This is a genomic window from Vibrio sp., assembly GCF_047973365.1.
Lineage (GTDB): Bacteria > Pseudomonadota > Gammaproteobacteria > Enterobacterales > Vibrionaceae > Vibrio.
The window spans coordinates 1-25069 of the sequence record NZ_JBKEBW010000079.1 but is presented as its reverse complement, the minus strand read 5'-3'; the positions used below and the strand labels follow the sequence as shown (position 1 = coordinate 25069).

Genomic DNA, 25069 nt, shown 5'->3' with positions numbered 1-25069 from the left:
TTTGGAAGCACGAGCCGGTTTTAACAAAGCTTGTGTCGCACTTGCAAACAAAATGGCAAGGATTGCTTGGGCTATGGTCAGTAGACAAGAAGATTACAAGATTCAAACAGTCTAACAATAATCAATGAGTGAATAACCAGAGGTACCTTTTCAACAAATTGCCAAAGAAACAATATGATGATTGAAGGCTCATAACCACCTAGTTCCAATCAGGTTATACCCAGGGCTCATGGACGCCGCGACGAATGATATGATAGCTAGGTTCGGATATCCATCAAGGCGGGTAATCTGATACCCAAAGCCGAATATATGGGAGCAATTGAGTATCAGAAATTATCATGATTGTCTCTTGCAATAAGAGAGGGTCCATATATGGTATAAGCTCATGACTCAACAATTACACGAGTATCTTCACTTAAAGATTCCAGTTCGCTCACTACATCATTCAATTGACGTTCAACAGGTAAACGAACGGCTAAGTTAGCAGTAAACAAGCTTGAACTCACACCACCACCGCCAGCGATAAACACGCGTTGACAATCCATATCAAGAATATGTACTTCTTGTTCATCAAGCACGTGAGTAATCTCATTGACTACACCGTAACGGTCATTTGAATCAATTCGTAGTTGGTAAATCTTGTCTTCTAACTGGACATGCTCAGCGACATCCACAATTTTTACTAATAGATCTGGTGTTGCGTAGAAGGCTTCTTTTACCACGTCAGCGTGTTCTTTTGGTATTTCAATTTTAATGACTGCAGCAACCTGGTCTTCAATAAAGTTAACTTTACTAATAAGCCACTTACCACTTTTTTCATTTGTCGCAGCGGCCAAAGATTTGATTGTTGCGGGTGTTGCGTTTCCAACGAAACTTACAATAAAGGTACAATTCATATACGGCCTCCGAACATTATACATAATCACTTTTCTATCTGAGTTTAGGCGTTTTGCCTCATAGAGGCTTGACCAAGGTCAATTTTTTGCTGTCGCGATATTCCATTAATTTCATTTATTTAACCCTCAGCACAATTGTTAGCGTGTTTCGTTGTTGAACCTGTTAATAGCTCGCTCACAAAAATGATGGCTTTGTTAATTATTGTTTAAATCCTGTGATCGTCCGCATAGACTTTAAATAACAGTTACCGGTAACATTGATATCTAAGGTTACCGGTAACATAAAAATATAATCCGGTATTTACGTGAAGCAAATAAGGATAGATAAATGAAAGCTATGACGAGAACGCTGATCGCTACTGCGGTAACAGGCTTGGTTTCCATGTCTGCTATGGCAGCCGACTTCAAATTAAAAATTCAGTCTTCTGATCCATCAGGTGACCGTAACTTCCAAATTCAGCAAGTATGGGCTGATAACGTTGAAAAAATGTCTGGTGGACGTATCGACATTGACTTGTTGCCAGTGGGAGCAGTGGTCAAACACACTGAAACTCTTAGCTCGATTAAGATGGGTATTCTCGACGGTCATGTGACTGCGACAGAATTCTTCTCTGGTCAAGATCCAGCCTTTGGTCTACTAGGTAACATGGTTGGTGCTTGGTCTGACACAACGCAACTTCTTCAATACATGAACTACGGTGGTGGTAATGAGCTTCTAACTGAGCTTTATAAGCCGTATGGCGTTAAATTCATTGGCGCATCAACGACAGGTGTTGAATCGCTCGTCTCTAAAAAGCCGCTTGATAGCGTTGCTGATCTGAAAGGTCTGAAGTTACGTGCTCCTGAAGGTCTGGTGCAGCAAGTATTTGCAGCGGCTGGTGCTACGCCAGTAAACCTACCGGGTTCAGAAGTTTTCACAGGTCTAAGCAAAGGCGTTATCGATGCAGCGGACTACACGGTATTTTCTACCAACCAAAAAGCGGGTATGAACGATGTTGCAACTCACCCAGTTCAACCTGGCTTCCACTCTCTACCGTTGATCGATATCTCTATCAGTCAGAAAAAATGGGACAATATGCCTGAAGATTTGCAACAAATCCTCAAGACATCAGTACGTGATTTCTCCTACGACATCACAACTCAGCTAAAAATTGCTGACCAAGCGGCAGTAAAAGAGGCGAACGCGAATCCAAACATCACGATTCACAACTGGTCTGATGAAGAGCGTAAGAAATTCCGTTCTATCGCTCGTGAGCAATGGAAAGTGTTTGCTGAGCGTTCACCTAATGCACAAAAGGTTTACCAATCAGTGACGACGTTCCTAGAAAAGAACGACCTACTGTAAACGAAGTATTTCCTTTATTTAGAGAGGGTGTTTTGGCCCTCTCATTTCACAAAAAGAGTTCGTTATGAGCGAGAATAAGCTAGAGGCTACATCACACCTTGATGACCAGCCAAAGAATGCACTAGACAGAGCAATCATACGTATCGGTAATACCCTTAGCTTGCTGTTTCTTTTTACTGTCGTAATTTCTTTCTACGAAGTGGTTATGCGTTATCTTTTCGATTCGCCAACGATGTGGGTACATGAAACGGCAGCGTTTATCGGTGGATGTCTGTTTGTTTTTGGTGGTGTGTATGCAATGGCTTCGAACAAACATGTCCGAGTTGTTCTGATCTATGACCATGTTTCCAAGCGCGCTAAGCATTATCTCAATATGGTGCACCACATTGTTGGCTTGGCGTTCGCATTAATGATGGCTTATGCCTCTTATATCACGGTAGAAAGTGCATGGTTTACACCATGGGGCGAGATGCGCTTAGAAACATCTGGCTCCGCGTTCAACCCGCCTTATCCAGCACTTCTCAAAGCGGTTATTTTTATCACCTTAGTTATTTTGGTTGTGCAGTTTATCCTGCATATGATTCAAGAAATTCAAGCCTTAAGGAATAAACACGATGTTTGATTTATCTTCTATTGGTATTGAATGGGGCAGTTTGCTCATGCTGGTACTGATGATCGGCTTATTGCTGACCGGTATGCAGCTTGCGTTTGTAACCTGTTTTGTCGCTATTATATTTACTCTAGGCTGGTTTGGTGTTGACGCGATTCCTTTGGTCACCAGCCGTATGTATAGCTTCGCATCGGACTACATTTTCTTAGCGATTCCGATGTTCGTATTAATGGCCGCCATGTTGGACCGCTCTGGTATCGCTCGCGACCTATTCGATGCGATGAAATCTGTTGGTCGTAAAGTTCGTGGTGGTGTAGCGGTTCAAACACTGTTAGTTGCGGTATTGTTAGCTTCAATGTCAGGCGTTATTGGCGGTGAAACCGTTCTGCTGGGCATTTTGGCACTGCCACAAATGCTGCGTTTGGGTTATGACCGCAAACTAGCGATTGGTACCACGTGTGCGGGTGGGGCACTGGGAACAATGTTGCCCCCAAGCATCGTTTTGATTATCTACGGTATGACAGCTAGCGTATCCATCGGTGATCTCTTTAAAGCAGCTTTTTTACCCGCATTCATACTAGCGGCGTGTTATATCTCGTATGTGCTTATCCGCTGTTACATCAATCCCTCACTCGCACCAGATTTCAGCGATGAAGACTTGGCTGCTGAGCAAGGAAAACCAAGCTATTTCAAAGCGCTATTTTTCCCACTTTTATCCGTGGCTGTTGTCCTAGGCAGTATCTATACCGGCGTTGCTTCTGTTACTGAAGCGTCAGCATTAGGTGTTGTAGGTATCATGATCAGTGCCATTATCCGTAAGGAAATGAGTTGGCAGATGTTACGAGAAAGCGCAATGGCAACAATGCGTACCTGTGGGATGATTATCTGGATTGGTATCGGTGCAAGCGCATTAGTGGGTGTTTACAACCTAATGGGTGGTATTGATTTCGTTGAAGAAACCATTTTGACACTTTCTGGTGGCGGTGCATTTGCGACTCTTCTGATTATGATGGTAATTTTGCTAGTTCTCGGGATGTTCTTAGACTGGGTGGGTGTAGCATTATTAACTATGCCAATTTTCGTGCCAATCATCTCTAACCTGGGTTTTGACCCAATTTGGTTTGGTGTTGTGTTCTGTTTGAACATGCAGGTTTCTTTCTTGTCACCGCCATTTGGTCCCGCTGCGTTCTACTTGAAATCGGTAGCGCCAAAAGAAATCAGCCTAGGGGAGATCTTCCGTTCGCTGGTGCCATTCATATTCATGCAAATTTTTGTTCTGGGTTTGGTCATTGCTTTCCCACAACTCGCGATGTGGTGGAAATAAAGCAATTTATTTTATTGAATTTAGTAAGGCGACTACGGTGTAAGTAGTCTAGGGAAATGTGTTCAATGAACCCAAAAAAAATATTGGTTATGGGCGTTTCAGGTTGCGGTAAGAGTTCAGTAGGGAGCGCTATCGCCAATGCATTGAACCTGAAGTTTTATGACGGTGATGACTACCACTCTGAGCAGAGTGTAGAAAAAATGAAGAAAGGGATTCCTCTTACTGATGATGACCGTATAGGTTGGTTGCAACGTTTGAATAGTCTGTTTTTAAAACATGAGTCTGCGGTGATCGCTTGCTCTGCTTTAAAGCCAGAATACAGAGACATTCTGCGTAACAACAATGATGACTTAGCTATTGTCTATCTCCAGGGAGACTTCGACACCATTTGGGCTCGCTTATCACAGCGCGAAAATCACTATTTCCATGGTGAGAAGATGTTGAAAAGTCAGTTTGATACATTGATTGAGCCTGAAACTGACGAAGCCATTTTTGTTGATGTTTCATCCTCTATGGAAGAGGTGCTAGAGCAGGCGCTTCAAGGGCTTCGTAATAAAGGAGAAAGCGCTTGAGTTATCAGATTGCAATGATTGGATTAGGCGTAATGGGCAAAAGTCTTGCGCTTAATCTGCTTGACCACGGATTTTCAGTGGTAGGTTTTGACTTAAGCCAAAGCCACGGCTTACGGGCAGATAAAGAAGCTAAGGCGCTTTCCTTAAATCCCAACAAAGGACAGTTCAAAATAGCGCAGAGCCTTAAGGATCTGCTCTCTTGCTTGGCAACACCAAGAGTGATTGCTTTATCGGTTCCTGCCGGAGAAATCGTTGATCAAGTTATCGAGCAACTGCTGCAAAATGGCTTAGAAGCGCAAGACATTGTTATTGATACTGGTAACAGTTTGTGGACCGACTCTGAACGTAGAGAAGAAGTTTTTTCTGGTCGTCTGCGATTCTTCAGTACTGCGGTTTCTGGTGGTGAACAAGGTGCTCGACACGGTCCATCATTAATGGCAAGTGGTGATCCTGTTGCATGGAAGCACGTGGAGCCTATGTGGACTGCAATTGCCGCTAAGGTCGATTCGCAGGGTTTATCCATCGATTCTCATCAGTCAGGTGAGGCATGTGCTGCATATTTAGGTCCGGCTGGTGCAGGGCATTACGTGAAGATGGTGCACAACGGCATTGAATATGCCGATATGCAAATTATCTGTGAAGCGTATCAGTACATGCGCCAAGTTTTGCAGATGTCAGCTGCTGAAATTGGTGAAGTGTTTACGGTTTGGAACCAAGGTGTACTCAACAGCTATCTGATGGAAATCAGTGCCGACATACTCAAGCAACAAGACCTAAGAACGGGTAATTCGCTGGTGGATATGATTCTGGATGTGGCGGAGCAAAAAGGGACTGGGTTATGGACAGCGGTCAATGCGTTGCAAATGGGAAGCCCTGCGACAACCATCGCTCAGGCTGTGTTTGCCCGATCTCTGAGTGCCAACAAACAGCGTCGAGTAAAAGCCTCTTCCATACTACCTTCAGTGACGCAAACTTGCTTAGAAAACAAGACACAAGCCCTGAAAGGACTAGAGGATGGTTTGTATTGCGCGAAATTAGTCACTTATGCCCAAGGTTTTGACTTACTCAAGAGTAAATCCGAGCTTGAGGGCTGGCAGCTCAATTTCTCAGACATTGCAAGAATATGGCGTTCTGGCTGCATTATCCGCGCGGCATTCTTGCAAAACATTGTTGCTGTATATGAACAAAATTCGAAACTTGAACATCTGTTATTTGCTGAAGATTTTATTAAGCAGCTTTCCAAACGTGTATTGGGATGGAGAACGTGCAGTGCGCAGGCGATATTATCCGGTGTTGCTATGCCAGCAATGACTTCAGCATTGAATTACTACGATGCTTTGTCAAGCTCACAATCTCCGGCTAATTTGCTGCAAGCACAGCGAGATTACTTTGGGGCACATACTTATGCGCGGGTGGATGAGCCATCTACAGATAAGTTTCATTTGCTTTGGGAAAGTGAAACTCGACTAGAAACTAAACGTTAATCAATAAGCGCCTTTTATCTGGGCGCTTTTTTGATAACAGAGTCAAATAAATAAGTGCGATTAAACCTATTTCTCTATTGAGCTCTTGAGTACAATGTTACCAGTAACAAAGAGAACAATTATTTATGGTAAGTAAGAAAAAACGCCCGACGCTACAGGATGTAGCAAATTTAGTCGGAGTGACCAAAATGACAGTCAGCCGCTGTCTACGTGACCCAAATTCAGTTTCGTCTGCTGTGCAAGAAAAGGTTTTCGCGGCAGTGGATGAGCTTGGCTATATCCCCAATCGAGCTCCAGACATCTTATCCAATGCGAAAAGCCATGCGATTGGCGTTCTTGTTCCGTCATTAACCAACCAAGTATTTGCAGAAGTCATTCGTGGTATAGAACAGGTCACAGGACCGGCTGGCTATCAAACCATGTTGGCTCACTATGGCTATAGTTCCGAATTAGAAGAGCAGAGTGTAGCTTCGTTACTCTCCTATAACGTTGATGCCATTATCCTTTCCGAAAATGTTCATACTGAGCGCGTTAAAAAAATGCTGCAAACTGCGTCTATTCCGGTGGTGGAAATTATGGATTCAATTTCACCGAGGATTGAACAAGCGGTGGGTTTTGACAACTTTTCAGCTGCGAAAGATATGACAAAAGTAATGTTGGCAAAAGGATGTAAACAGATTGTCTATTTAGCAGCTCGAATGGATGAACGTACCCGTCAAAAAATGTCTGGTTTTAATCAAGCTTTGAGTGAAGCTGGCTTAGAACCTTTGGCTCTGCAAACGGAAGCAGCGTCATCGTTCACATTGGGTGCAAAGTTATTGGGTGATGCAATTAAAAAGCATCCTCAGGTTGACGGTATATTTTGTACCAACGATGACCTGGCAATTGGCGCATTTTACGAGTGTGTAAGGCGAAATATTTCTGTTCCTAAGCAAATATCTATCGCAGGCTTTCATGGGCACGATATCAGTCAGGCTATGACACCAAGGTTAGCAACAGTAGTTACACCACGTGAACAAATCGGCCAGATAGCTGCTAGGGAGATTATGAATCGACTCAATGGCGAGAAGGAATACCAACAGTGTATCGATCTTGGCTACAGAATTGAGTTGGGGGAGAGCATTTAAAAGCGCCAACACAGCGCTTTTAAATGTCAAACACCGAGATTAGAACGTCACTTTAAAGTTCAAAGAGTAGAATTGGTCGTCGTAAGGTACGCCAGAACTTAGTGCAAAGTTCGCAGCATCGCTGTTGCCATACCACGGGTCTGTTTGTAGTTGAAATTCCGCTGAACCACCCCAGGCATCGCTGACCCAACCGTGAATGTGACCAACAGGGTTAAGGAAGAATAAACTGATGTTGCCCATGGTTTCTGAGCCTAACACTTCACCGCCGTTGGCAACAATTTCCTGTTCAGTTTCAAACATAATTTCACCGACCACGGCACCAAAAAAAGGTGTGATAAAGAGATCCTGCCACGAAGGAACTTCTGCGAATGCTTCGACGCCATATTCCCAGAAGAAAGCAGACATGGTCGCTGAGTATAAGAACGATTCAAATTCGTTGTATCCGGCATGACGTGCGGCAGTATAGTAAACACCGCCAAAATAAGGGTGCATTATATAGTTCAAGTAGTGTTCATCTCTGTCCCATACAGGACCGTCAGAAACGTTATCTTTCCATTTCTGACCTAAGCCACTGAGGTTACGATCTTCTTCATCCCATTTAGTTACCGATTCTGGAAGAAGTGTCATAAACGCAACCGTCGCAACACTCAGACCTAAGATGGTGTATGTTTGTTGTCTCAGGTATTCTGAATCACGTTCATTAGAAACGGTAAGATAGCGTGGCAGAGGCTCATCGATTTGTAACTCTTGCTGCTCAGAAAGGCTCATTGCAAACGGTGATGGTGCTTGATATGAATATGGTGTATTAAAAGAGCAAAAAGGATTCGCACAGCTTACTGAGTAGTCAGGTTCAAGGGGTTGACTCTCAAAGTACTGGCTCGCATTCGCACAAGCTGAAACTAAAAATATGAGAACTGTGAAGGTTTTCTTTAGCACAAAAGGCTCCAAGACGCTGTTTTTAATGATCAATATCACAATTATCCATTAAAGTTTTGGGCATGGAAACATCAAATTGCACATTAACGGAAAACTTCTGGAGAATTAACATATATCCAGAGGATATAGTGAATGTTATGTAACCGAGTATAGGTTAGCTACATAATTTAAGGGTAAGTATATGCTCAAAATTGCAATGCTAAGCACTGGTGAAGAAGTCTTGCATGGAGACATTGTTGACACTAACGCTGCTTGGCTATCTCGAGAGTTTTTCCAGCATGGATTTGAATTAAGTAAACGCTCAACCGTTGGCGATGCCAAAACAGCATTAGTGGAAGAACTGCTGATGCTGAGTTTCAATACAGACATTGTGGTGGTAAACGGTGGTTTAGGCCCAACCACAGATGATTTAAGCTCTGAATGTGCAGCATTAGCTGCAGAACAACAACTGAGGTTGTTTCCTGAGTGGTTAGAGAAACTGGAAGCGTTTTTTACGCAACGTAAAATTAAGATGCCAGAAAGCAATGTTAAGCAAGCGATGTTGCCGGAAAAAGCGATCATTCTCGACAACCCTATTGGTACCGCATGTGGATTCAAAGTTCAAATCAACGACTGTTGGTTTTACTTTACACCTGGAGTGCCAAAAGAATTCAAAAAGATGGTCGCCGAGCAAATTCTTCCCGATCTACAACAACAGTTTCCTCAGCAAGCGGGGTTGGAATGCAGTCGGCTTTACACATTCGGTACAACTGAATCTGGGATATCCGATAAATTGGACAAACTTCAACTGCCTGAGGGATATGCTCTTGGGTATCGCTCATATTTGCCTTTCATCGAAGTAAAGCTGTTTGGTCCCCGTAATGATTTGGATATCCGTGTTAAGCTGCTGCAAATGATTTATGCACACTTAGAGCAACATGTTGTGAGCGTAGATGAGCCTATGCTGGAGCACCTTGGTCATTTGATGGCAGAAAAAGGTATGTCTCTTGCTCTTGCGGAACAATCGACGAAAGGTTGGTTATCAAACTGGCTGCTAAGTAATAATGATATTGAGAAACTAAGTGGTCATAGTTGGATTCTGAGTCATAAAGCTGGTGAGGGATTAGGCCATCAAGATCCATTGGCTGCATCATTTGCTCTAGCTGCTGCGACTAAAGAAAAATGTGCAACGGATCTCTCCCTGGTGACAGGCATGTTGAACGATGATCATTTCACTATTTCGCTTTCCGCTCCGCAAGGAGAGTGGGGGCAAACAGTGAAGTTCAACCGCACTTATGCATCTGGTGAACAGAAGCAAATCATAGGTACTATTGCCGCTGATATGTTACGTCGTTATTTAGAAGGTAAACCTATTCTCACCAAGTACAGTTCAGTGACGATGGTCAAAGATATGTATCTTCCAATCAGCGTTTTGGGTTGATTTTCACACTCTGGGTCCTTGCTAGTTTAGTTTTCCGCATGGTGAATGGTAATAAGTTGATGAATAATTGGCTTATTACCGGAATCGACATTCTCTCCTTTTTTATGCGTAATTTGTCTAAGATCTAACCCGATGATTTTAAGAGAGGTAAAAATTCGTCTCATAAATAAGCCGAAAATTTCTCAATTTTGTTTGTAAACTAAAAACTCGTCGCTGTGACTTCGGCAGGAGGCTGGATATGTTTTCACAATCAAAAATCTTAGTATGGTACGAAATAGCAAGTCAAAAAGTAGTGTTAGGAGAAGCACTTACCGGTAGTGGTGAGGATCATGATGTTGTTTCACTGTGGCGTCATGCACCAATTGATAACAACAATTCAAGCTATCCAGGCTATCGCTTGTCTTTGTACGATGATGGCGGGCGGGAAATTGGTCATAAATCCGTTTCTATGGGAACGGCAGATAAAATTTTATTCGGAATGAATAGAGCCAGAGCGTAGCACTGGCTCTATTTTGATATTGAATTGCAAGTTTCTAGCCAAGCATCATGCGCGCTTAGCTTTAACCTGATGATTAACATCAGTAAGTTCAAGTGACGTTTTAGCTTTACAGATACATGGCAAGATTTCATCACCTTGTGTGTAAGCCATAGCAAAACCAACATATTCAACTTCGCCAGAGATAAGCGTGCAACGACACGCCCCGCAGTGACCATCGCGGCAGTTGTATTCTGGCTCTAATCCAGCGTGCTCCATGGTTTCAAGAAGCGTATTCGAGGGGTTAGATTCTATTGTAATTATCTTGTTGATTTTGATGGTTGCCATTACAGCTCGAAGCCCTCGAAATCGTCTGTGGCGACTTCGTTGTCGATTTGCCCAACAAGGTAAGAACTTATTTCCGCTTCCTGAGGCGCTACCTGAACGTTGTCTGAAGACAACCATGCATTGATCCAAGGGATAGGGTTGCTAGTCGATTTCGGGTAGGCAGCATCAAGACCAACCGCTTGCATACGGATGTTAGTGATGTACTCTACGTATTGAGACAGAATATCTTTGTTCAGACCAATCATAGAGCCGTCTTTGAACAGGTATTCAGACCACTCTTTTTCTTGCTCAGCCGCTTCTTTGAACAGATCAAAACACTCTTGTTTACACTCTTCAGCAATTTGCAAGAACTCGAAATCATCCATGCCGTTGCGCAGTAGGTTGATCATATGCTGAGTGCCTGTTAAATGCAGCGCTTCATCACGAGCAATTAATTTAATAATTTTCGCGTTACCTTCCATGAGCTCACGCTCTGCGAAAGCAAATGAACAAGCAAAACTTACATAGAAACGAATTGCTTCTAGTGCATTTACAGACATCAAACAGAGGTAAAGCTGTTTCTTTAAAGCAGATAGGCTTACTTTGATTGTTTCACCATTAACTGTGTGTGTACCTTCGCCGTAACGGTGGTAATCGTTAGTTAACTGAATAAGATTGTCATAGTAATGCGCGATGTCTTTCGCACGTTTAATGATGTGTTCATTTTCTACGATATCGTCAAACACAACCGCAGGATCATTAACGATGTTACGGATGATGTGTGTGTATGAACGTGAGTGAATCGTTTCAGAGAAAGACCAGGTTTCAATCCACGTTTCCAGTTCTGGCAGTGAAACCAAAGGAAGCAGGGCAACGTTAGGGCTGCGACCTTGGATTGAATCAAGCAGCGTTTGATATTTCAAGTTCGAGATGAAAATGTGCTTTTCATGATCAGGTAACTTGTTGTAATCAATACGGTCACTTGAAACATCGACTTCTTCAGGGCGCCAGAAGAACGAAAGCTGCTTTTCGATTAGCTTTTCAAAAATATCGTATTTTTGCTGGTCATAGCGAGCCACGTTCACTGGCTGACCAAGGAACATGGGTTCTTTAAGTTGGTTATTCTTTTTCTGAGTAAAAGTACTGTAAGCCATTTGCTGTCATCCATTTTGCCCTTTGCATTCACAAAGGGCATTCAAATCAGTTAAAAGTTCGAATCAATTAGATCAAATCTTACAAGCGCCACCTGCGCAGTCGTCATCTTGTGGTTGAACCACATCTTTTTGCTCGTCTTTCGCACCATCGCGAGTGTTGTGGTAGTACAGCGTCTTCACACCAAACTTGTATGCCGTCAGAAGGTCCTGAAGCAGTTTCTTCATTGGCACTTTGCCTGATTCGAACTTGCTAGGGTCGTAGTTGGTGTTCGCGGAAATAGCTTGGTCAACGAACTTCTGCATGATACCAACAAGGTGTAAATAACCATCGTTAGAACCGATATTCCAAAGCAACTCATAGTTCTCTTTGTATTTTAGGAACTCTGGTACAACTTGCTTCAAAATGCCGTCTTTCGATGCTTTTACTGATACATAACCACGAGGCGGCTCGATACCGTTAGTCGCATTCGAAATCTGAGAAGATGTCTCCGAAGGCATTAGCGCAGTCAGAGTTGAGTTACGTAGGCCGTGTTCAAGAATCTCTTGGCGTAGAGCGTCCCAGTCGTAATGAAGTTCTTCATCACAAATTTTATCTAGATCACGTTTGTACGTGTCGATTGGTAGCAAGCCCTTCGCGTAATTTGTTTCGTCAAATAGAGGACACTTACCTTGTTCTTTCGCTAGCTGTACAGAAGCTTTGAGCAAGTAGTATTGCATTGCTTCAAAAGTACGGTGCGTCAGAGCATTTGCGCTGCCGTCTGAGTATTTAACGCCGTTTTTCGCTAGGTAGTATGCGTAGTTAATTACACCTACGCCAAGCGTACGACGATTCATCGTTGACTTATAAGCGGCTGGTAGCGGGTAGTCTTGATAATCTAATAGGGCATCAAGCGCACGAACAACCAGGTCAGCTAACTCTTCAAAATCGTCTAAATGTTCAATCGAACCTAGGTTGAATGCAGACAGAGTACAAAGTGCAATTTCACCATTGTCATCTTCAACATTAGTTAAAGGTTTGGTTGGCAGTGCAATTTCCAAACATAGGTTTGATTGACGTACTGGAGCCACACTCGCATCAAACGGGCTGTGAGTATTACAGTGGTCAACGTTCTGAATGTAAATACGACCTGTAGAAGCACGTTCTTGCATTAGTAGCGTGAACATTTCAAGAGCTTTAACGGTTGTCTTCTTAATCGAAGCATCGTTCTCGTACTTCACATATAGACGTTCGAATTCGACTTGATCTTGGAAGAACGCATCGTAAAGTCCAGGTACGTCAGAAGGTGAGAACAGAGTAATGTTTCCGCCTTCTACTAAACGTTGGTACATCAGTTTGTTTAGCTGAACACCGTAGTCCATATGACGAACACGGTTTTCTTCAACACCACGATTGTTCTTAAGAACGAGTAGTGACTGAGCTTCACCGTGCCATAGAGGGTAAAACACTGTTGCTGCGCCACCACGAACACCACCTTGAGAACAACATTTCACTGCTGTTTGGAAGTATTTGTAGAATGGAATACAACCTGTGTGGAACGCTTCACCACCACGTATTTCTGAGCCCAATGCACGAATACGACCAGCGTTGATACCAATGCCAGCGCGTTGAGAAACGTAACGAACAATTGAGCTAGCTGTTGCGTTAATAGAATCTAGGCTGTCGCCACACTCAATCAGAACACAAGAACTGAACTGACGGGTAGGGGTACGTACACCAGACATGATTGGTGTCGGTAGAGAAATCTTGAATGTTGACGTCGCATCATAGAAACGCTTGATATAATCCAAACGTGTGTCTTTGGGATATTTCGCAAACAAACATGCCGCTACAAGAATGTAAAGGAACTGAGCACTCTCATAAATCTGACCTGTCACGCGGTTTTGTACAAAGTATTTGCCTTCGAGCTGTTTTACCGCCGCATAAGAGAAGTTTAGGTCACGACGGTGATCGATAAAGCTGTCTAGCTTAATGAAATCGTCACGCGTGTAATCTTCCATTAGGTGCTTATCATATTTGCCTTTTTCCACCATTGAAGAAACGTGTTCTAACAGCGTTGGTGGCTCATATTGACCGTAAGCCTTTTTACGTAGATGGAATACCGCTAATCGCGCCGCCAGATATTGGTAATCTGGGCTCTCTTCAGAGATCAGATCGGCTGCTGATTTGATAATAGTTTCATGGATGTCTGATGTGGTAATGCCATCGTAAAACTGGATGTGAGCTCTAAGTTCCACTTGTGATACAGAAACATTTTGCAGATCTTCAGCTGCCCATGTGATCACTCGGTGGATCTTATCCAGATCGATAGTTTCTTTGCGGCCATCACGCTTTGTGACAGTGAGTTGTTGGTTCATTCTGCTTCATTTCCCTAACAAAACTGATTAAGACCGTTTTTTAGTGTAATTTTTGTAAAATCATTAACGGTTTCGTGATTATGCTCTTCCTATATCTAGTGGTCTAGACACTACATATAGGGGTGCATCAGTGTTCGAGTTACAACATAGTGCTATAGACCCGTTAATGCAAGTTACAGTTTAGGGGAAATTTTGTGGATAACTTAGAAAATGAAAAAAAACGTGAGTAGCTACTAACTGATGATCTAAGAACAGAGTTGATTGTAAAAAATCGAGCTTTCTAGAATGGTTTATTCGTAACCGATCGAAAAAAAAATTCCTTGATCTTTTGTCAGAAATTTCTTTCGATTTGTGTTGAATCAAAATGGAACAGAATGCACGAAAAATGTGCATAAAAATGACAATATTAATAAAAAATTTGAGGGTCATAAGCCCTCAAATTTTGCATGAGAAAATTAGAACAGGCGAGTGTGTACGATGTAGTTCACATCTACATTGTTACCTAGGCGATAAGTATCGGTAAGAGGGTTGTAGAGTAACCCTGTGATAGCTTGCTCTTTAAGATGTGTTTGGTCGATCATCTTTAGTAGTTCAGAAGGACGAATAAACTTTTCATGGTCGTGTGTACCTTCAGGCACGATTTTCATCAACTTCTCAGCACCAACAATAGCGAACAAGTAGGATTTAAAGTTACGGTTCAGCGTCGAGAAGAAAACATGGCCATTAGGCTTAACCAAAGCTTCGCATGACTTAATCACCGAAAGTGGATCCGGTACGTGCTCAAGCATCTCCATACAAGTTACCACATCGTAAGTTTGAGGGTTTTCTTTTGCGTGGTCTTCGATAGTGCTTTGAATATAAGAGAGCTTAGTACCCGTTTCTAACGCGTGGAGACGAGCGACTTCTAGCGGTTCTTTACCCATGTCTAAGCCAGTTACATCTGCACCTTCACGTGCCATGCTTTCAGCGAGAATGCCCCCCCCGCAGCCAACATCGAGCACTTTCTTCGCAAAAATACCGTCCGCTTTTTCAAGAACGTAATTTAGGCGTAGAGGATTAATTTGGTGAAGAGGTTTAAATTCGCCATCAAGATCCCACCAACGGGAGGCCATATCTTCAAATTTTTTTATTTCGTTAGGGTCGACGTTTTGATTTTGAGTTGTCGTCATATTGAATTTGCCTTTAATACTCATCCGTGGTTACGTAGGCATTATAACCAGAACGATAATTCACACCAGTTGTTCAAAGTGATTAGTAAAATTGTGGCTGAAAATTAACCAGTTATCAGTTGGATATGGGAGAAGTGTGTAATTTCTCTACATTTTAGAAGCGCCAAACGTCACAACCTGATAAAAGGACAATGAAAGTTATGCAGAACAGCAATAAGTTGTGTTATATTTTTTCACCTTATAAGTATCAATAATATCTGGAAATTGGGAAACAGTGTCTATTCGGCTTATTTATAGTAATAGCTCACTGTCTGGATATAACGATCAAACTATAGAGGGATATAGGCTCTATGAGCGATCTAGCTAAAGAGATCACGCCCGTAAACATTGAAGATGAGCTTCGAGGTTCATACCTAGACTATGCGATGTCAGTTATCGTTGGTCGTGCTCTTCCAGATGTGCGTGATGGTCTAAAACCAGTACACCGCCGCGTTCTATTTGCAATGAATGTGTTGGGCAACGATTGGAACAAACCATATAAAAAATCTGCCCGTGTGGTAGGTGACGTAATCGGTAAATATCACCCGCACGGTGACAGCGCTGTATATGACACTATCGTACGTATGGCGCAGCCGTTCTCACTTCGCTATATGTTAGCGGATGGTCAGGGTAACTTTGGTTCTATTGATGGCGATTCAGCTGCGGCGATGCGTTATACCGAAGTCCGTATGGCTAAAATTGCCCATGAACTGTTGGCTGATTTAGATAAAGAAACGGTAGATTACGTAGATAACTACGACGGTACTGAGCAGATCCCTGCGGTACTGCCAACGAAAGTTCCTAACTTACTTGTGAACGGTGCATCAGGTATCGCAGTAGGTATGGCAACCAATATTCCGCCACACAACTTGACTGAAGTTGTGAATGGATGTTTAGCATTCATCGATAATGAAGATATCACCATTGATGAGTTGATGGATCACATCCCAGGGCCTGATTTCCCAACCGCAGCATTGATCAGTGGTCGTAAAGGTATCATCGATGCCTATAAGACTGGTCGCGGTAAAGTTTACATGCGCTCTAAAGCTGAAATTGAAGCTGATAAGAGTGGCAAAGAAACCATCATCGTTTCTGAAATTCCATATCAAGTGAACAAGGCTCGCTTGATCGAGAAAATTGCAGAACTTGTAAAAGATAAAAAAGTTGAAGGCATCAGTGCGCTGCGCGACGAATCTGATAAAGATGGTATGCGTATTGTTATTGAATGTAAGCGCGATGCAGTGGGCGAAGTTGTTCTGAACAACTTATACGCTAACACTCAACTGCAAACCACTTTCGGGATTAACATGGTTGCCCTTGAACACGGCCAGCCGAAACTGTTTAACCTGAAAGAGATGATTAAGTGCTTCGTTGATCACCGTCGTGAAGTGGTGACGCGTCGTACTATTTTCGAATTACGCAAAGCTCGTGAACGTGCTCATATCCTAGAAGGTTTAGCGCTTGCACTTGCTAATATTGATGACATCATCGATTTGATTCGTAAAGCACCAACGCCAGCAGAAGCGAAAGTTGGTTTGATCTCACGTGGTTGGGACCTAGGCAATGTTGCTGCAATGCTTGAGCGTGCTGGTAATGATGCGGCGCTCCCTGAGTGGTTAGAAGCGCAATATGGTATTCGTGACGGTCAATATTTCTTAACTGAGCAACAAGCTCAGGCAATTCTAGAACTTCGTTTACATCGTTTAACGGGTCTAGAACATGAGAAGATCCTTGATGAATATAAACAGCTTCTGGAAGAAATTGCAGAGTTACTACATATTCTTGGTAGCACTGAACGTTTGATGGAAGTGATCCGTGAAGAATTGGAAGCGGTTCGCGATGGTTTTGGTGACGCTCGTCGTACTGAAATTACAGCTGCTAGTCATGATATCGACTTGGAAGAACTTATTGCTCGTGAAGATGTGGTCGTAACGCTGTCTCATGAAGGTTACGTTAAGTACCAGCTTTTAAGCGATTACGAGTCGCAACGCCGTGGTGGCCGTGGTAAGAGTGCAACTCGCATGAAGGACGAAGATTATATCGAACGTCTGCTCGTTGCGAATACTCATGACAACATTCTATGTTTCTCTACGCGTGGTAAGACTTATCGTCTGAAAACATATCAATTGCCATTAGCGAGCCGCACCGCTCGTGGTAAACCAATTGTTAACTTGCTACCACTTGAAGAAAATGAACGCATTACAGCGATTCTTCCTGTCACTGAGTTTAGTGAAGACAAGTTTATCTTCATGGCGACCGGTGACGGTACTGTTAAGAAGACATCTTTAGACCAATTCTCGAATGTTCGTGCAAATGGTTTGATTGCTCTGAACTTACGTGATGAAGACTCATTAATCGGTGTTGATATTACCGACGGTGATAACGACATCATGTTGTTCTCTCAATCAGGTAAAGTTGTCCGCTTTAACGAACAACAGGTCCGTGCGATGGGACGTACCGCGGCAGGTGTTCGTGGTATGAAACTGAATGGCAACGACCAAATCGTTTCTCTCATTGTACCTAAAACTGATGGGGATGTGCTGACTGTTACTGAAAATGGTTACGGTAAGCGTACCGTGCTAAGTGAGTATCCGGCGAAGAGCCGTGCAACACAAGGTGTGGTATCGATTAAGGTCTCTGAGCGTAACGGTCTGGTTATTGGTGCGGTTCAAGTGGAAGAAGGCGATGAATTCATGATGATCACTAACGCAGGTACGCTAGTACGTACTCGTGTTGGAGAGGTGAGTCAAGTGGGTCGTAATACGCAAGGTGTCACACTTATCCGTACCGCAGAAGATGAGAAAGTTGTTGGTCTACAACGCATTGAAGAAATCGAAGAAACGGAATTTCCTGACGGAGAGGACGGTGCCGAGATTGAAAATGTGTCAGTAGAACCTAGCGATGCTGTTGATACAGACGCCTCTGATTCAGATAACGAAAGTGATTCAGAGTAATTAATCTTCACTGAAATAAAAAACCGAGTACTTTGTTACTCGGTTTTTTTTTCAATTTCATTAAAACGTGAAATATTTTTAAATTGAACAGTCATTTTTATATTAGGCATTAACTTTGTATAGAGAGAAATTTGCTTAATATTAGATAGGTTGAAAATGCATTTTAGCGAAATACAACTCGTAATATTTTATTCAAAAATGGCTGATCACTATAGTGAGGTAATTGTTCGGTTGATAGAAAATTGATCCAGAATAACTATCTAAAAAAATCAAATGTAAAGTGTGACAATAGTTCCATTAAATTGCTTTTTGTCACAAAATCGAATTTTAAATGGTATTATTTTTGAGAATTAATGCTGATTAATGGGTTGAGGCAGTGGACCAACTGATGATTTATAAATTGAAAGAAGCGTTTTATGAACAAATTAGTTCTCTACAGCCATATACTTCTACTCAGTCTAAATCGACATTATCGCTATTAACTGCGGAAGAGTTGAAAGAGCTAGAACAAATTTGGATTGACTTCACTATGTGGAAGAAAGCGCAAAATAGCTAAGTCAGTCTAATGCTTTATTACCCAGCCTAAACCGCTGGGTTTTTTATTGCTGTTTTTTGGCATTGTTATATTATAACAATATCGGTTTAACTGATTCTCTCAGAGCATGTTTCTAGAGGTTACTTAAGCAGATAAACGGGGTATGATCTGTTGATTGAAAAGTTGGGTGTCAGTCCCCATAGTTATGACAAGATTAACCTATTCGAATGCATAGATTCTCATAGCGATAAAAGATTAACGCTGTTTCGTTTGAAAAGAAGATAAATTATTAACAACTATGCATAAGTAAGTTTAAGTGAAGTGAGTACAGATATGGCGGAAGTAAGAGCCAGAGTTGACTTTAAAGTCGGCGCAAAAAGCAGCATTGATGCTGAAATCCTTTCATTTAAAGGATTAGAAACAGATAAAGAGCATGTTGCTGTCATTTTCAAATCTGTTGATAAGTCTCAAGCAGTTCCATTAGTGCGTATGCATTCTGAGTGTTTAACGGGTGATGTTTTTCATTCATCGCGTTGTGATTGTGGTGAACAACTTGAAGAAACCATAGAAAAAATGGGTGAGCTTGGCGGAATCATTCTCTATCTGCGTCAAGAGGGGAGAGGCATTGGACTTTATAATAAAATTGATGCCTATCTTCTTCAGAGCCAAGGTATGAACACCTATGAAGCGAATAATCATTTGGGTTTTGGTGATGACTTACGTGATTTCACTGAGGCAGCGCAGATGTTAAAGGCTTTAGGGGTTTTAAAAATACGTTTGATTACCAACAACCCTAAAAAAGTCAAAGAATTAAAAGAGCATGGCATTGAAATTGTTGAAGTGGTCAACACGGCTGCACACATCAAATCTGGTAATGAAAACTACTTGAAAGCGAAAATATTGCATGGAAAGCATAATTTAAAGCTATGACCTAACATTGTGGCTGGAAAGTCAGTTATTCGTTGTTGCTAGCTACTCTTCTATAAAGTTAACAATCCTTGCATAAAATAGCTACTTTTGCATAAAAAACCTCACTTCATCGGTGAGGTTTTTTTGTTACAGCTTGCAAATGAAATGTAAAATTGTATGATGCGCAATTAGTAGTGCAAATGAGAATAATTAGCACTACAGTCTATAGTCAACACTACAACGACAATTAGCGCAACAACAATAAAATTGCTCAACAAGGATGCCTCAATGAAAGTGAAATCGTTTTTAGTCCAATCTCTCGCTGCTTCTTTAACCCTAGCTAGTGCTGCAAGCATGGCTGCTGTTACCCAACAACAAGTGGTAGAAAATTATGCCGATATTGCACACGCAGTATTCGCTGATTCATTATCTACAGCAAGAGGGCTTGAAAAGTCAGTCAATGCTTTTCTATCAGCGCCATCAGAAGCCAAACTGCAAGAGGTTAAAAAAGCTTGGTTAACTGCACGCGTACCGTATCAACAGTCTGAAGTTTTCCGTTTTGGTAACGCCATCGTTGACGACTGGGAAGGGCAACTAAACGCTTGGCCTTTAGATGAAGGTTTGATTGACTACGTGGCGACAGATTACCAATATGAGCTTGGTAACGAAGGCGCAAGCGCAAACATCATTGGCAATAAATCTATTACTGTTGGGGCAACAACGATTGATGCATCAACGATTACTCCCGAGCTGATTGCTAGTTTAAACGAATTAGGTGGTTCAGAAGCTAACGTTGCTTCTGGTTACCATGCCATTGAATTCCTACTTTGGGGTCAAGACCTAAATGGTACTAACCCAGGTGCCGGTGCTCGCCCATATACGGATTATTCGCAAGGTGCAGAGTGTACTAACGGCAATTGTGATCGTCGCGCACAGTACCTCAAAGCGTCAGTTCAGCTTCTCGTGCAAGATTTAGAATGGATGGAGAGGCAGTGGTCTGCTGAGGAGAAAGGCAATTACCGTCAAGAGCTTGTTGCTGATTCCGCAACTAATGGTATTCGTAAGATGTTATTCGGTATGGGCTCTCTATCTCTTGGTGAACTCGCTGGCGAACGCATGAAAGTGGCTCTGGAAGCGAACTCAACAGAGGATGAGCATGACTGTTTCTCTGACAACACTCACAATTCCCACTACTTCAACGAGCAAGGTATTTACAACATTTACACTGGTACATATTCACGTACAGATGGTTCTAAGCTATCTGGTCCAAGCATTAACGATCTTGTTGCTGACAAAGATGCGTCGGCAGCGAAAGATATCTTGGCACAATTTGAAGCATCTCGTGCAGCAGTAGGCATGTTGGTGACTTCGGCTGAGAAAAACAACGTACATTTTGATCAGCTTATTGCCGCAGATAACGCAGTAGGTCATGCATTAGTCAACAAAGCTATTACTGGCTTAGTTGCGCAAACGGCATCGATTGAGCGCGCTGCGATGCTTATTGGTATCGATAATTTGAACCCTGATAACGCTGACCACGAGTTCTAATCTCGGTGCCGTATGTGAGCTTTCACCCAAACTTTAGCTCATGGTGAAAGTCCACATATACCCAATCATTACGCCTTTTTACAAGGGCTCTAATGATTGGGTTTGTTGCTTTTTATAATAATGAGAAAGATGTAATGAAATCGTATTTTTCAGCATTACTGTTAAGTCTGGTAGCTTGCCAAACTCTGGCTGAAGACGTGAAATCTGGTGGCAATACAAGCACAACCAAAGCGGGTCCTAATGCTTATTCTTTACCTGCCTCAAACTTACCCATGTCAAAGCGCCTGGATTTCAGTGTCGGTAACAGTTTTTTTCGTAATCCTTGGGTCCCAGCACCTTCTTCAACCGATGCTCGCGATGGATTAGGCCCATTATTTAACACTAATGGATGTCAGAACTGCCATATTAAAGATGGTCGAGGTCACCCTCCGCAAGCCAATGATACTCAAGCGGTATCTATGCTCGTACGCATAAGTATTCCCGCAGAAACCGCTGAACAGAAAGCGATTTATGATAAAGCAGGTGTCGTACCAGAGCCCATCTACGGTGATCAGTTACAAGATTTCGCCCTTCCAGGAAAAAAGGCAGAAGGTTCGATACATATTTCCTATGATGAAGTTGTGGTTAAGTTTGCCGATGGGACGCCAGTACTGCTGCGCAAACCTCATCTTTCGATCCAAAATCTGGGTTATGGCGAGCTGCATCCGCAGACTCAATTCTCTGCACGTGTTGCTCCTCCTATGATTGGTCTGGGCTTACTAGAGGCGATCCCAGAGCAGACGATTCTCTCTTGGCAAGATGAGAACGACACTAACGACGACGGCATCTCTGGTCGAATTAACCGAGTTTGGGATGTTCGTGGTAATCAAAAAGTACTTGGTCGCTTTGGTTGGAAAGCTGGGCAACCATCATTGATGCAGCAAAATGCCGCTGCTTTTAATGGCGATTTAGGGTTGACGAGCCGTCTATTCCCAAAAGAAAACTGCAGTGTGCACCAAATACTTTGTAGTCAAGTGCCTAACGGTGGTGAACCAGAAGTCAGTGACAATATACTCGATTTTATTGAGTTTTATTCGCAACACTTGGCGGTGCCAGTGCGTCGTAATGTTGATGATCCGTCAGTACAGTATGGCAAAAAGTTGTTTACCGAAATAGGCTGTAATAGCTGCCACAAAACAGATATCAAAACGGCTAAAGTAGATTCCAGACCGGCACTGTCAGAACAAATTATCCATCCATACACAGACTTATTGTTACACGATATGGGAGAGGGGCTTAGTGACGGTCGTCCAGAAGCTCTTGCATCTGGTAATGAATGGCGGACGCCACCATTATGGGGAATTGGTTATACCGAGGAAGTCAGTAATCACACCTACTTCTTACACGATGGACGTGCTCGAAATCTTATGGAGGCGGTGCTTTGGCATGGTGGAGAAGCTCAACAAGCCAAAGAAAAAGTACTTCAGTTCAATGAGCAAGAACGAGAAGCTTTAATCGCATTTTTGAATTCTTTATAAAGTTATTCTTTGTTAGGTGGTTATATGACCTTCAAACTTTTTTTACCAAGCATATTGGTATTGAGTTTAACGGCTTGTCAAACAAGTCAGACAGCTTCGCGCGCGCAGCAAACTCAACACGTAAGCCAAGCTACTTATTTGGTGGAGTATCACGCCGCAAATCATTTTTCTCTGCAAGCTCATTCTTTAGCCGAAACGTTTTCTGAGTTCTGTCAGGCTGATTCCGTAGATATTTCAGAGATAAAACAGCAGTGGCATAGCACTATGCTTGCGTGGATGGCATTACAAGGTCAGGAGCGTGGCCCTGCAAATGCGCTTGCTCAAAGTTGGAATGTTCAGTTTTGGCCAGATAAGAAAAATACCACAGGTTTAAAGATGACTGGGCTTACTCAGCAGTATAAGGTTTGGACAGCAGAAGAAATTGCACAAAACAGCGTGACGATACAAGGTCTGGGTGCACTTGAATGGCTGCTCTACGACTCACAATCGCCGTTGTCATCTGCAAAAGATCAAGCGTGTATGGCTGCAACCGCGATCAGTGAAAATTTGGCAAACAGAGCTGATACGATTGAAAAGGCGTGGCGTACAAACCCATGGACAGAACTCGATGAACAATCATGGAAGTCAGAATACATTGCTCTGCTTTCTAATCAGCTTGAGTTTTCCATGTCTAAGTTAAGCCGACCACTAGCCAATATTGGCAAACCGCGTCCTTATTTTTCCGAATCATGGCGCTCTAAAACGTCAATGCTTAACCTAAAAGCGAATCTTGCAGCGATGCAAGCGCTGTATTTGTCTGATGGTAATGGGCTTGATCAAATGCTGAGAGAGCGTGATTTAGTCGACTTAGCCGATCGGGTGAAAACGCAGTATGCAAACCTAGTCGAAACGTGGCCAGCAGAAGCTAGCTTGTTTGATTTATTGCAAACAAAGGATGGATACCGCACTGTGCTTTCACAATACAACAAAATGGATCAATTGAAATATTTATTGCATGACGAAGTTTCGGTCGCGCTGAATGTCATCATAGGGTTTAATGCCACAGATGGTGACTGATAATACTCGCCGCTCGTTGTTAAAAGCGGCTCTCTTTGGTGCCTGCGCACCAATGCTACCGTTTGGTTGTGCCAGCAATGAACTGAAACAACCCGCGCTGATTGGTTGCGCTGTAACAAACCGCAACCAGTTTAGTGTGGTCATCGCTGATAAAGCAGGGCATGCTATTACGCAACTGGCTCTACCTGCCAGAGGTCATGGTGTGGCTATTCATCCCCATCTAACTCAAGCCGTAGCTTTTGGGCGTCGCCCGGGTGAGTTTATGATGGTGTTTGACTATCAAACTGGTGAGATGATTACGCTTAATGCTTCGGGTTCAACAAGACACTTTTATGGCCACGGAGTTTATTCCCATGACGGTACATTATTGTTTGCAACCGAAGGTGAACGCGGAACAAGCCGGGGTATCATTGGTGTCTATGATGTGCAAAATGGCTACCAGAAAATTCGCGAACTAAGCGGGTTTGGCATTGGACCGCATGAAGTGATCATCATGCCAAATGACACTCTGGCGATTGGTGTTGGAGGTGTTCATACCAATGGTCGTGAGCCTTTAAACATTGAGACTATGATCCCAACGCTGACTTATCTCTCTATGGATGGTGTTGTTTTAGAACAGGTCTCTCTGCCTGACCGCCATCTGAGTATTCGTCATCTTGCTCACGATGGTAGTGAAACGGTGCTGTGTGGTCAACAATATCGCGGGCAGCCAGAAGATTCGCCATCACTAATCGCCATGCATACCCGTGGCGAAGAAATGCAGTCATTACTTGCAGAGCCTGAAGAGTGGGCGCGTTTCAATCATTATATCGCGAGTATTGCCGCAACAGATAAATGGATACTGGCGACTTCTCCGGTCGGCAATTGCTATGGTATCTGGTCTAAGCAGACTCGCCGCTTAGTCGAACTTGCGCCTTTACCTGATGCTTCAGGAGTGGTGGTTCATGGAGAACTATTTCAGGTGAGCTCAGGTTCAGGTTTAGTTGTGACAAACCAATATCCTCATGACTCAAAGACGACAAACTCCAATGTGCAATGGGATAATCACTGGTCGGCTATAGGCTAATTGTAGCGCGGCGCGACACTTGATAATAAAGGGCGCGACACTTGATAATAAAAATTTATGTTCAGGATACGCGCCCTCATAGTTCATTGGGCTAATAAGTTGGTGATTATTCAACCAATGAGATGTAGAGCTCACATTCACAAATTAGTGTAGCGGAATACATGGCTACCTGTTGGTTTGCATATTAGTGTCGTGACCAGAACACATTCTAAGGTCTGTCGCTATGCTATGTATTAAACCTGAAGCCCAAG

21 protein-coding genes and 1 pseudogene are annotated in these 25069 nt (G+C 42.9%); 16 read left to right on the top strand and 6 right to left on the bottom strand.

Annotated elements, in window-relative coordinates; translation table 11 throughout:
- Positions 1-115 (top strand): annotated as a pseudogene (locus tag ACK5MF_RS10775) (IS110 family transposase); the annotation flags it as partial.
- Positions 116-383: 268 nt separating this feature from the next.
- Here ACK5MF_RS10775 and ACK5MF_RS10770 read toward each other — a convergent pair.
- Complete coding sequence (locus tag ACK5MF_RS10770; protein WP_416922064.1) at positions 384-896, bottom strand: glycine cleavage system protein R; 513 nt, start codon at positions 894-896, stop codon at positions 384-386.
- Positions 897-1224: 328 nt separating this feature from the next.
- Here ACK5MF_RS10770 and ACK5MF_RS10765 point away from each other — a divergent pair, with 328 nt between their 5' ends.
- The 6 genes from ACK5MF_RS10765 to gntR all read left to right on the top strand — a co-directional run bounded on the left by ACK5MF_RS10765 (position 1225) and on the right by gntR (position 7358).
- Complete coding sequence (locus ACK5MF_RS10765) at positions 1225-2241, top strand: TRAP transporter substrate-binding protein (RefSeq protein WP_416922062.1); 1017 nt, start codon at positions 1225-1227, stop codon at positions 2239-2241.
- A 64-nt stretch (positions 2242-2305) separates the two neighbouring features.
- Positions 2306-2863, top strand: coding sequence for a TRAP transporter small permease subunit (locus ACK5MF_RS10760; protein WP_416922060.1), 558 nt, complete (start codon positions 2306-2308; stop codon positions 2861-2863).
- Positions 2856-4175 (top strand): TRAP transporter large permease, encoded by a 1320-nt coding sequence (locus tag ACK5MF_RS10755; RefSeq protein ID WP_416922058.1) that lies wholly within the window; start codon positions 2856-2858, stop codon positions 4173-4175. The genes ACK5MF_RS10760 and ACK5MF_RS10755 overlap by 8 nt, the downstream gene beginning before the upstream one ends.
- 65 nt (positions 4176-4240) lie before the next feature.
- Complete coding sequence (locus ACK5MF_RS10750; protein WP_416922056.1) at positions 4241-4747, top strand: gluconokinase; 507 nt, start codon at positions 4241-4243, stop codon at positions 4745-4747.
- A 14-nt stretch (positions 4748-4761) separates the two neighbouring features.
- Entirely contained in the window at positions 4762-6231 is a 1470-nt protein-coding gene (gene gndA / locus ACK5MF_RS10745) for an NADP-dependent phosphogluconate dehydrogenase (RefSeq protein ID WP_416922066.1), read from the top strand.
- 125 nt (positions 6232-6356) lie between these two features.
- The gene (gntR, locus tag ACK5MF_RS10740; protein ID WP_416922054.1) at positions 6357-7358 is read left to right on the top strand and encodes a gluconate operon transcriptional repressor GntR; all 1002 of its coding nucleotides are present in this window, start codon (positions 6357-6359) and stop codon (positions 7356-7358) included.
- Positions 7359-7397: 39 nt separating this feature from the next.
- Here gntR and ACK5MF_RS10735 read toward each other — a convergent pair whose 3' ends face one another.
- On the bottom strand, positions 7398-8294 hold the full coding sequence (locus tag ACK5MF_RS10735) for a DUF3943 domain-containing protein (protein ID WP_416922052.1): 897 nt from the start codon (positions 8292-8294) through the stop codon (positions 7398-7400).
- A gap of 181 nt (positions 8295-8475) precedes the next feature.
- On the opposite strand from ACK5MF_RS10735, the gene ACK5MF_RS10730 reads away from it, so the two are divergent.
- Both ACK5MF_RS10730 and ACK5MF_RS10725 read left to right on the top strand, forming a co-directional pair.
- Complete coding sequence (locus ACK5MF_RS10730) at positions 8476-9714, top strand: CinA family nicotinamide mononucleotide deamidase-related protein (RefSeq protein ID WP_416922050.1); 1239 nt, start codon at positions 8476-8478, stop codon at positions 9712-9714.
- 238 nt (positions 9715-9952) lie between these two features.
- Positions 9953-10213, top strand: a complete 261-nt coding sequence (locus ACK5MF_RS10725; RefSeq protein ID WP_416922049.1) for a hypothetical protein — start codon at positions 9953-9955, stop codon at positions 10211-10213.
- Positions 10214-10258: 45 nt separating this feature from the next.
- Here ACK5MF_RS10725 and yfaE read toward each other — a convergent pair whose 3' ends face one another.
- From yfaE to ubiG, 4 genes are all read right to left on the bottom strand, one after another.
- Positions 10259-10537, bottom strand: coding sequence for a class I ribonucleotide reductase maintenance protein YfaE (gene yfaE, locus ACK5MF_RS10720; protein WP_416922047.1), 279 nt, complete (start codon positions 10535-10537; stop codon positions 10259-10261).
- The gene (gene nrdB / locus ACK5MF_RS10715; protein WP_416922045.1) at positions 10537-11670 is read right to left on the bottom strand and encodes a class Ia ribonucleoside-diphosphate reductase subunit beta; all 1134 of its coding nucleotides are present in this window, start codon (positions 11668-11670) and stop codon (positions 10537-10539) included. Before nrdB ends, yfaE begins: the two co-directional genes overlap by 1 nt.
- 72 nt (positions 11671-11742) lie before the next feature.
- Positions 11743-14025, bottom strand: a complete 2283-nt coding sequence (gene nrdA, locus ACK5MF_RS10710; RefSeq protein ID WP_416922043.1) for a class 1a ribonucleoside-diphosphate reductase subunit alpha — start codon at positions 14023-14025, stop codon at positions 11743-11745.
- Positions 14026-14480: 455 nt separating this feature from the next.
- Positions 14481-15194: a bifunctional 2-polyprenyl-6-hydroxyphenol methylase/3-demethylubiquinol 3-O-methyltransferase UbiG gene (gene ubiG, locus ACK5MF_RS10705; RefSeq protein WP_416922041.1), complete on the bottom strand. Its 714-nt coding sequence runs from the start codon at positions 15192-15194 to the stop codon at positions 14481-14483.
- A 350-nt stretch (positions 15195-15544) separates the two neighbouring features.
- On the opposite strand from ubiG, the gene gyrA reads away from it, so the two are divergent.
- From gyrA to ACK5MF_RS10670, 7 genes are all read left to right on the top strand, one after another.
- Positions 15545-18187 carry a DNA topoisomerase (ATP-hydrolyzing) subunit A gene (gene gyrA / locus ACK5MF_RS10700; RefSeq protein ID WP_416922039.1) on the top strand — a complete coding sequence of 881 codons (2643 nt, stop codon included), beginning with the start codon at positions 15545-15547 and terminating at the stop codon, positions 18185-18187.
- Between the two features lie 388 nt (positions 18188-18575).
- Positions 18576-18743 (top strand): hypothetical protein, encoded by a 168-nt coding sequence (locus tag ACK5MF_RS10695; RefSeq protein WP_416922036.1) that lies wholly within the window; start codon positions 18576-18578, stop codon positions 18741-18743.
- 312 nt (positions 18744-19055) lie between these two features.
- The gene (locus tag ACK5MF_RS10690; protein ID WP_416922034.1) at positions 19056-19652 is read left to right on the top strand and encodes a GTP cyclohydrolase II; all 597 of its coding nucleotides are present in this window, start codon (positions 19056-19058) and stop codon (positions 19650-19652) included.
- A gap of 267 nt (positions 19653-19919) precedes the next feature.
- The gene (locus ACK5MF_RS10685) at positions 19920-21179 is read left to right on the top strand and encodes an imelysin family protein (RefSeq protein ID WP_416922033.1); all 1260 of its coding nucleotides are present in this window, start codon (positions 19920-19922) and stop codon (positions 21177-21179) included.
- A gap of 134 nt (positions 21180-21313) precedes the next feature.
- Positions 21314-22696 carry a di-heme oxidoredictase family protein gene (locus ACK5MF_RS10680; protein ID WP_416922031.1) on the top strand — a complete coding sequence of 461 codons (1383 nt, stop codon included), beginning with the start codon at positions 21314-21316 and terminating at the stop codon, positions 22694-22696.
- Between the two features lie 24 nt (positions 22697-22720).
- A complete protein-coding gene (locus ACK5MF_RS10675) occupies positions 22721-23752 on the top strand; it encodes an imelysin family protein (RefSeq protein ID WP_416922029.1) in 1032 nt (343 codons plus the stop codon).
- Entirely contained in the window at positions 23733-24818 is a 1086-nt protein-coding gene (locus ACK5MF_RS10670; protein WP_416922027.1) for a DUF1513 domain-containing protein, read from the top strand. Before ACK5MF_RS10675 ends, ACK5MF_RS10670 begins: the two co-directional genes overlap by 20 nt.
- The last annotated feature ends 251 nt before the right edge of the window (positions 24819-25069 follow it).

What these genes read in the sequence shown, in the direction of transcription:
- ACK5MF_RS10765 (WP_416922062.1), top strand. Translation starts at nt 1,225, where the DNA reads ATGAAAGCTATGACGAGAACGCTGATCGCTACTGCGGTAACAGGCTTG.
- ACK5MF_RS10685 (WP_416922033.1), top strand. Translation starts at nt 19,920, where the DNA reads ATGAAAGTGAAATCGTTTTTAGTCCAATCTCTCGCTGCTTCTTTAACC.
- ACK5MF_RS10725 (WP_416922049.1), top strand. Translation starts at nt 9,953, where the DNA reads ATGTTTTCACAATCAAAAATCTTAGTATGGTACGAAATAGCAAGTCAA.
- ACK5MF_RS10675 (WP_416922029.1), top strand. Translation starts at nt 22,721, where the DNA reads ATGACCTTCAAACTTTTTTTACCAAGCATATTGGTATTGAGTTTAACG.
- ubiG (WP_416922041.1), bottom strand. Translation starts at nt 15,194, where the DNA reads ATGACGACAACTCAAAATCAAAACGTCGACCCTAACGAAATAAAAAAA.
- gntR (WP_416922054.1), top strand. Translation starts at nt 6,357, where the DNA reads ATGGTAAGTAAGAAAAAACGCCCGACGCTACAGGATGTAGCAAATTTA.
- nrdB (WP_416922045.1), bottom strand. Translation starts at nt 11,670, where the DNA reads ATGGCTTACAGTACTTTTACTCAGAAAAAGAATAACCAACTTAAAGAA.
- ACK5MF_RS10670 (WP_416922027.1), top strand. Translation starts at nt 23,733, where the DNA reads ATGCCACAGATGGTGACTGATAATACTCGCCGCTCGTTGTTAAAAGCG.
- ACK5MF_RS10755 (WP_416922058.1), top strand. Translation starts at nt 2,856, where the DNA reads ATGTTTGATTTATCTTCTATTGGTATTGAATGGGGCAGTTTGCTCATG.
- gyrA (WP_416922039.1), top strand. Translation starts at nt 15,545, where the DNA reads ATGAGCGATCTAGCTAAAGAGATCACGCCCGTAAACATTGAAGATGAG.
- ACK5MF_RS10750 (WP_416922056.1), top strand. Translation starts at nt 4,241, where the DNA reads ATGAACCCAAAAAAAATATTGGTTATGGGCGTTTCAGGTTGCGGTAAG.
- nrdA (WP_416922043.1), bottom strand. Translation starts at nt 14,025, where the DNA reads ATGAACCAACAACTCACTGTCACAAAGCGTGATGGCCGCAAAGAAACT.
- yfaE (WP_416922047.1), bottom strand. Translation starts at nt 10,537, where the DNA reads ATGGCAACCATCAAAATCAACAAGATAATTACAATAGAATCTAACCCC.
- ACK5MF_RS10690 (WP_416922034.1), top strand. Translation starts at nt 19,056, where the DNA reads ATGGCGGAAGTAAGAGCCAGAGTTGACTTTAAAGTCGGCGCAAAAAGC.
- ACK5MF_RS10760 (WP_416922060.1), top strand. Translation starts at nt 2,306, where the DNA reads ATGAGCGAGAATAAGCTAGAGGCTACATCACACCTTGATGACCAGCCA.
- gndA (WP_416922066.1), top strand. Translation starts at nt 4,762, where the DNA reads ATGATTGGATTAGGCGTAATGGGCAAAAGTCTTGCGCTTAATCTGCTT.
- ACK5MF_RS10770 (WP_416922064.1), bottom strand. Translation starts at nt 896, where the DNA reads ATGAATTGTACCTTTATTGTAAGTTTCGTTGGAAACGCAACACCCGCA.
- ACK5MF_RS10730 (WP_416922050.1), top strand. Translation starts at nt 8,476, where the DNA reads ATGCTCAAAATTGCAATGCTAAGCACTGGTGAAGAAGTCTTGCATGGA.
- ACK5MF_RS10695 (WP_416922036.1), top strand. Translation starts at nt 18,576, where the DNA reads ATGATTTATAAATTGAAAGAAGCGTTTTATGAACAAATTAGTTCTCTA.
- ACK5MF_RS10680 (WP_416922031.1), top strand. Translation starts at nt 21,314, where the DNA reads ATGAAATCGTATTTTTCAGCATTACTGTTAAGTCTGGTAGCTTGCCAA.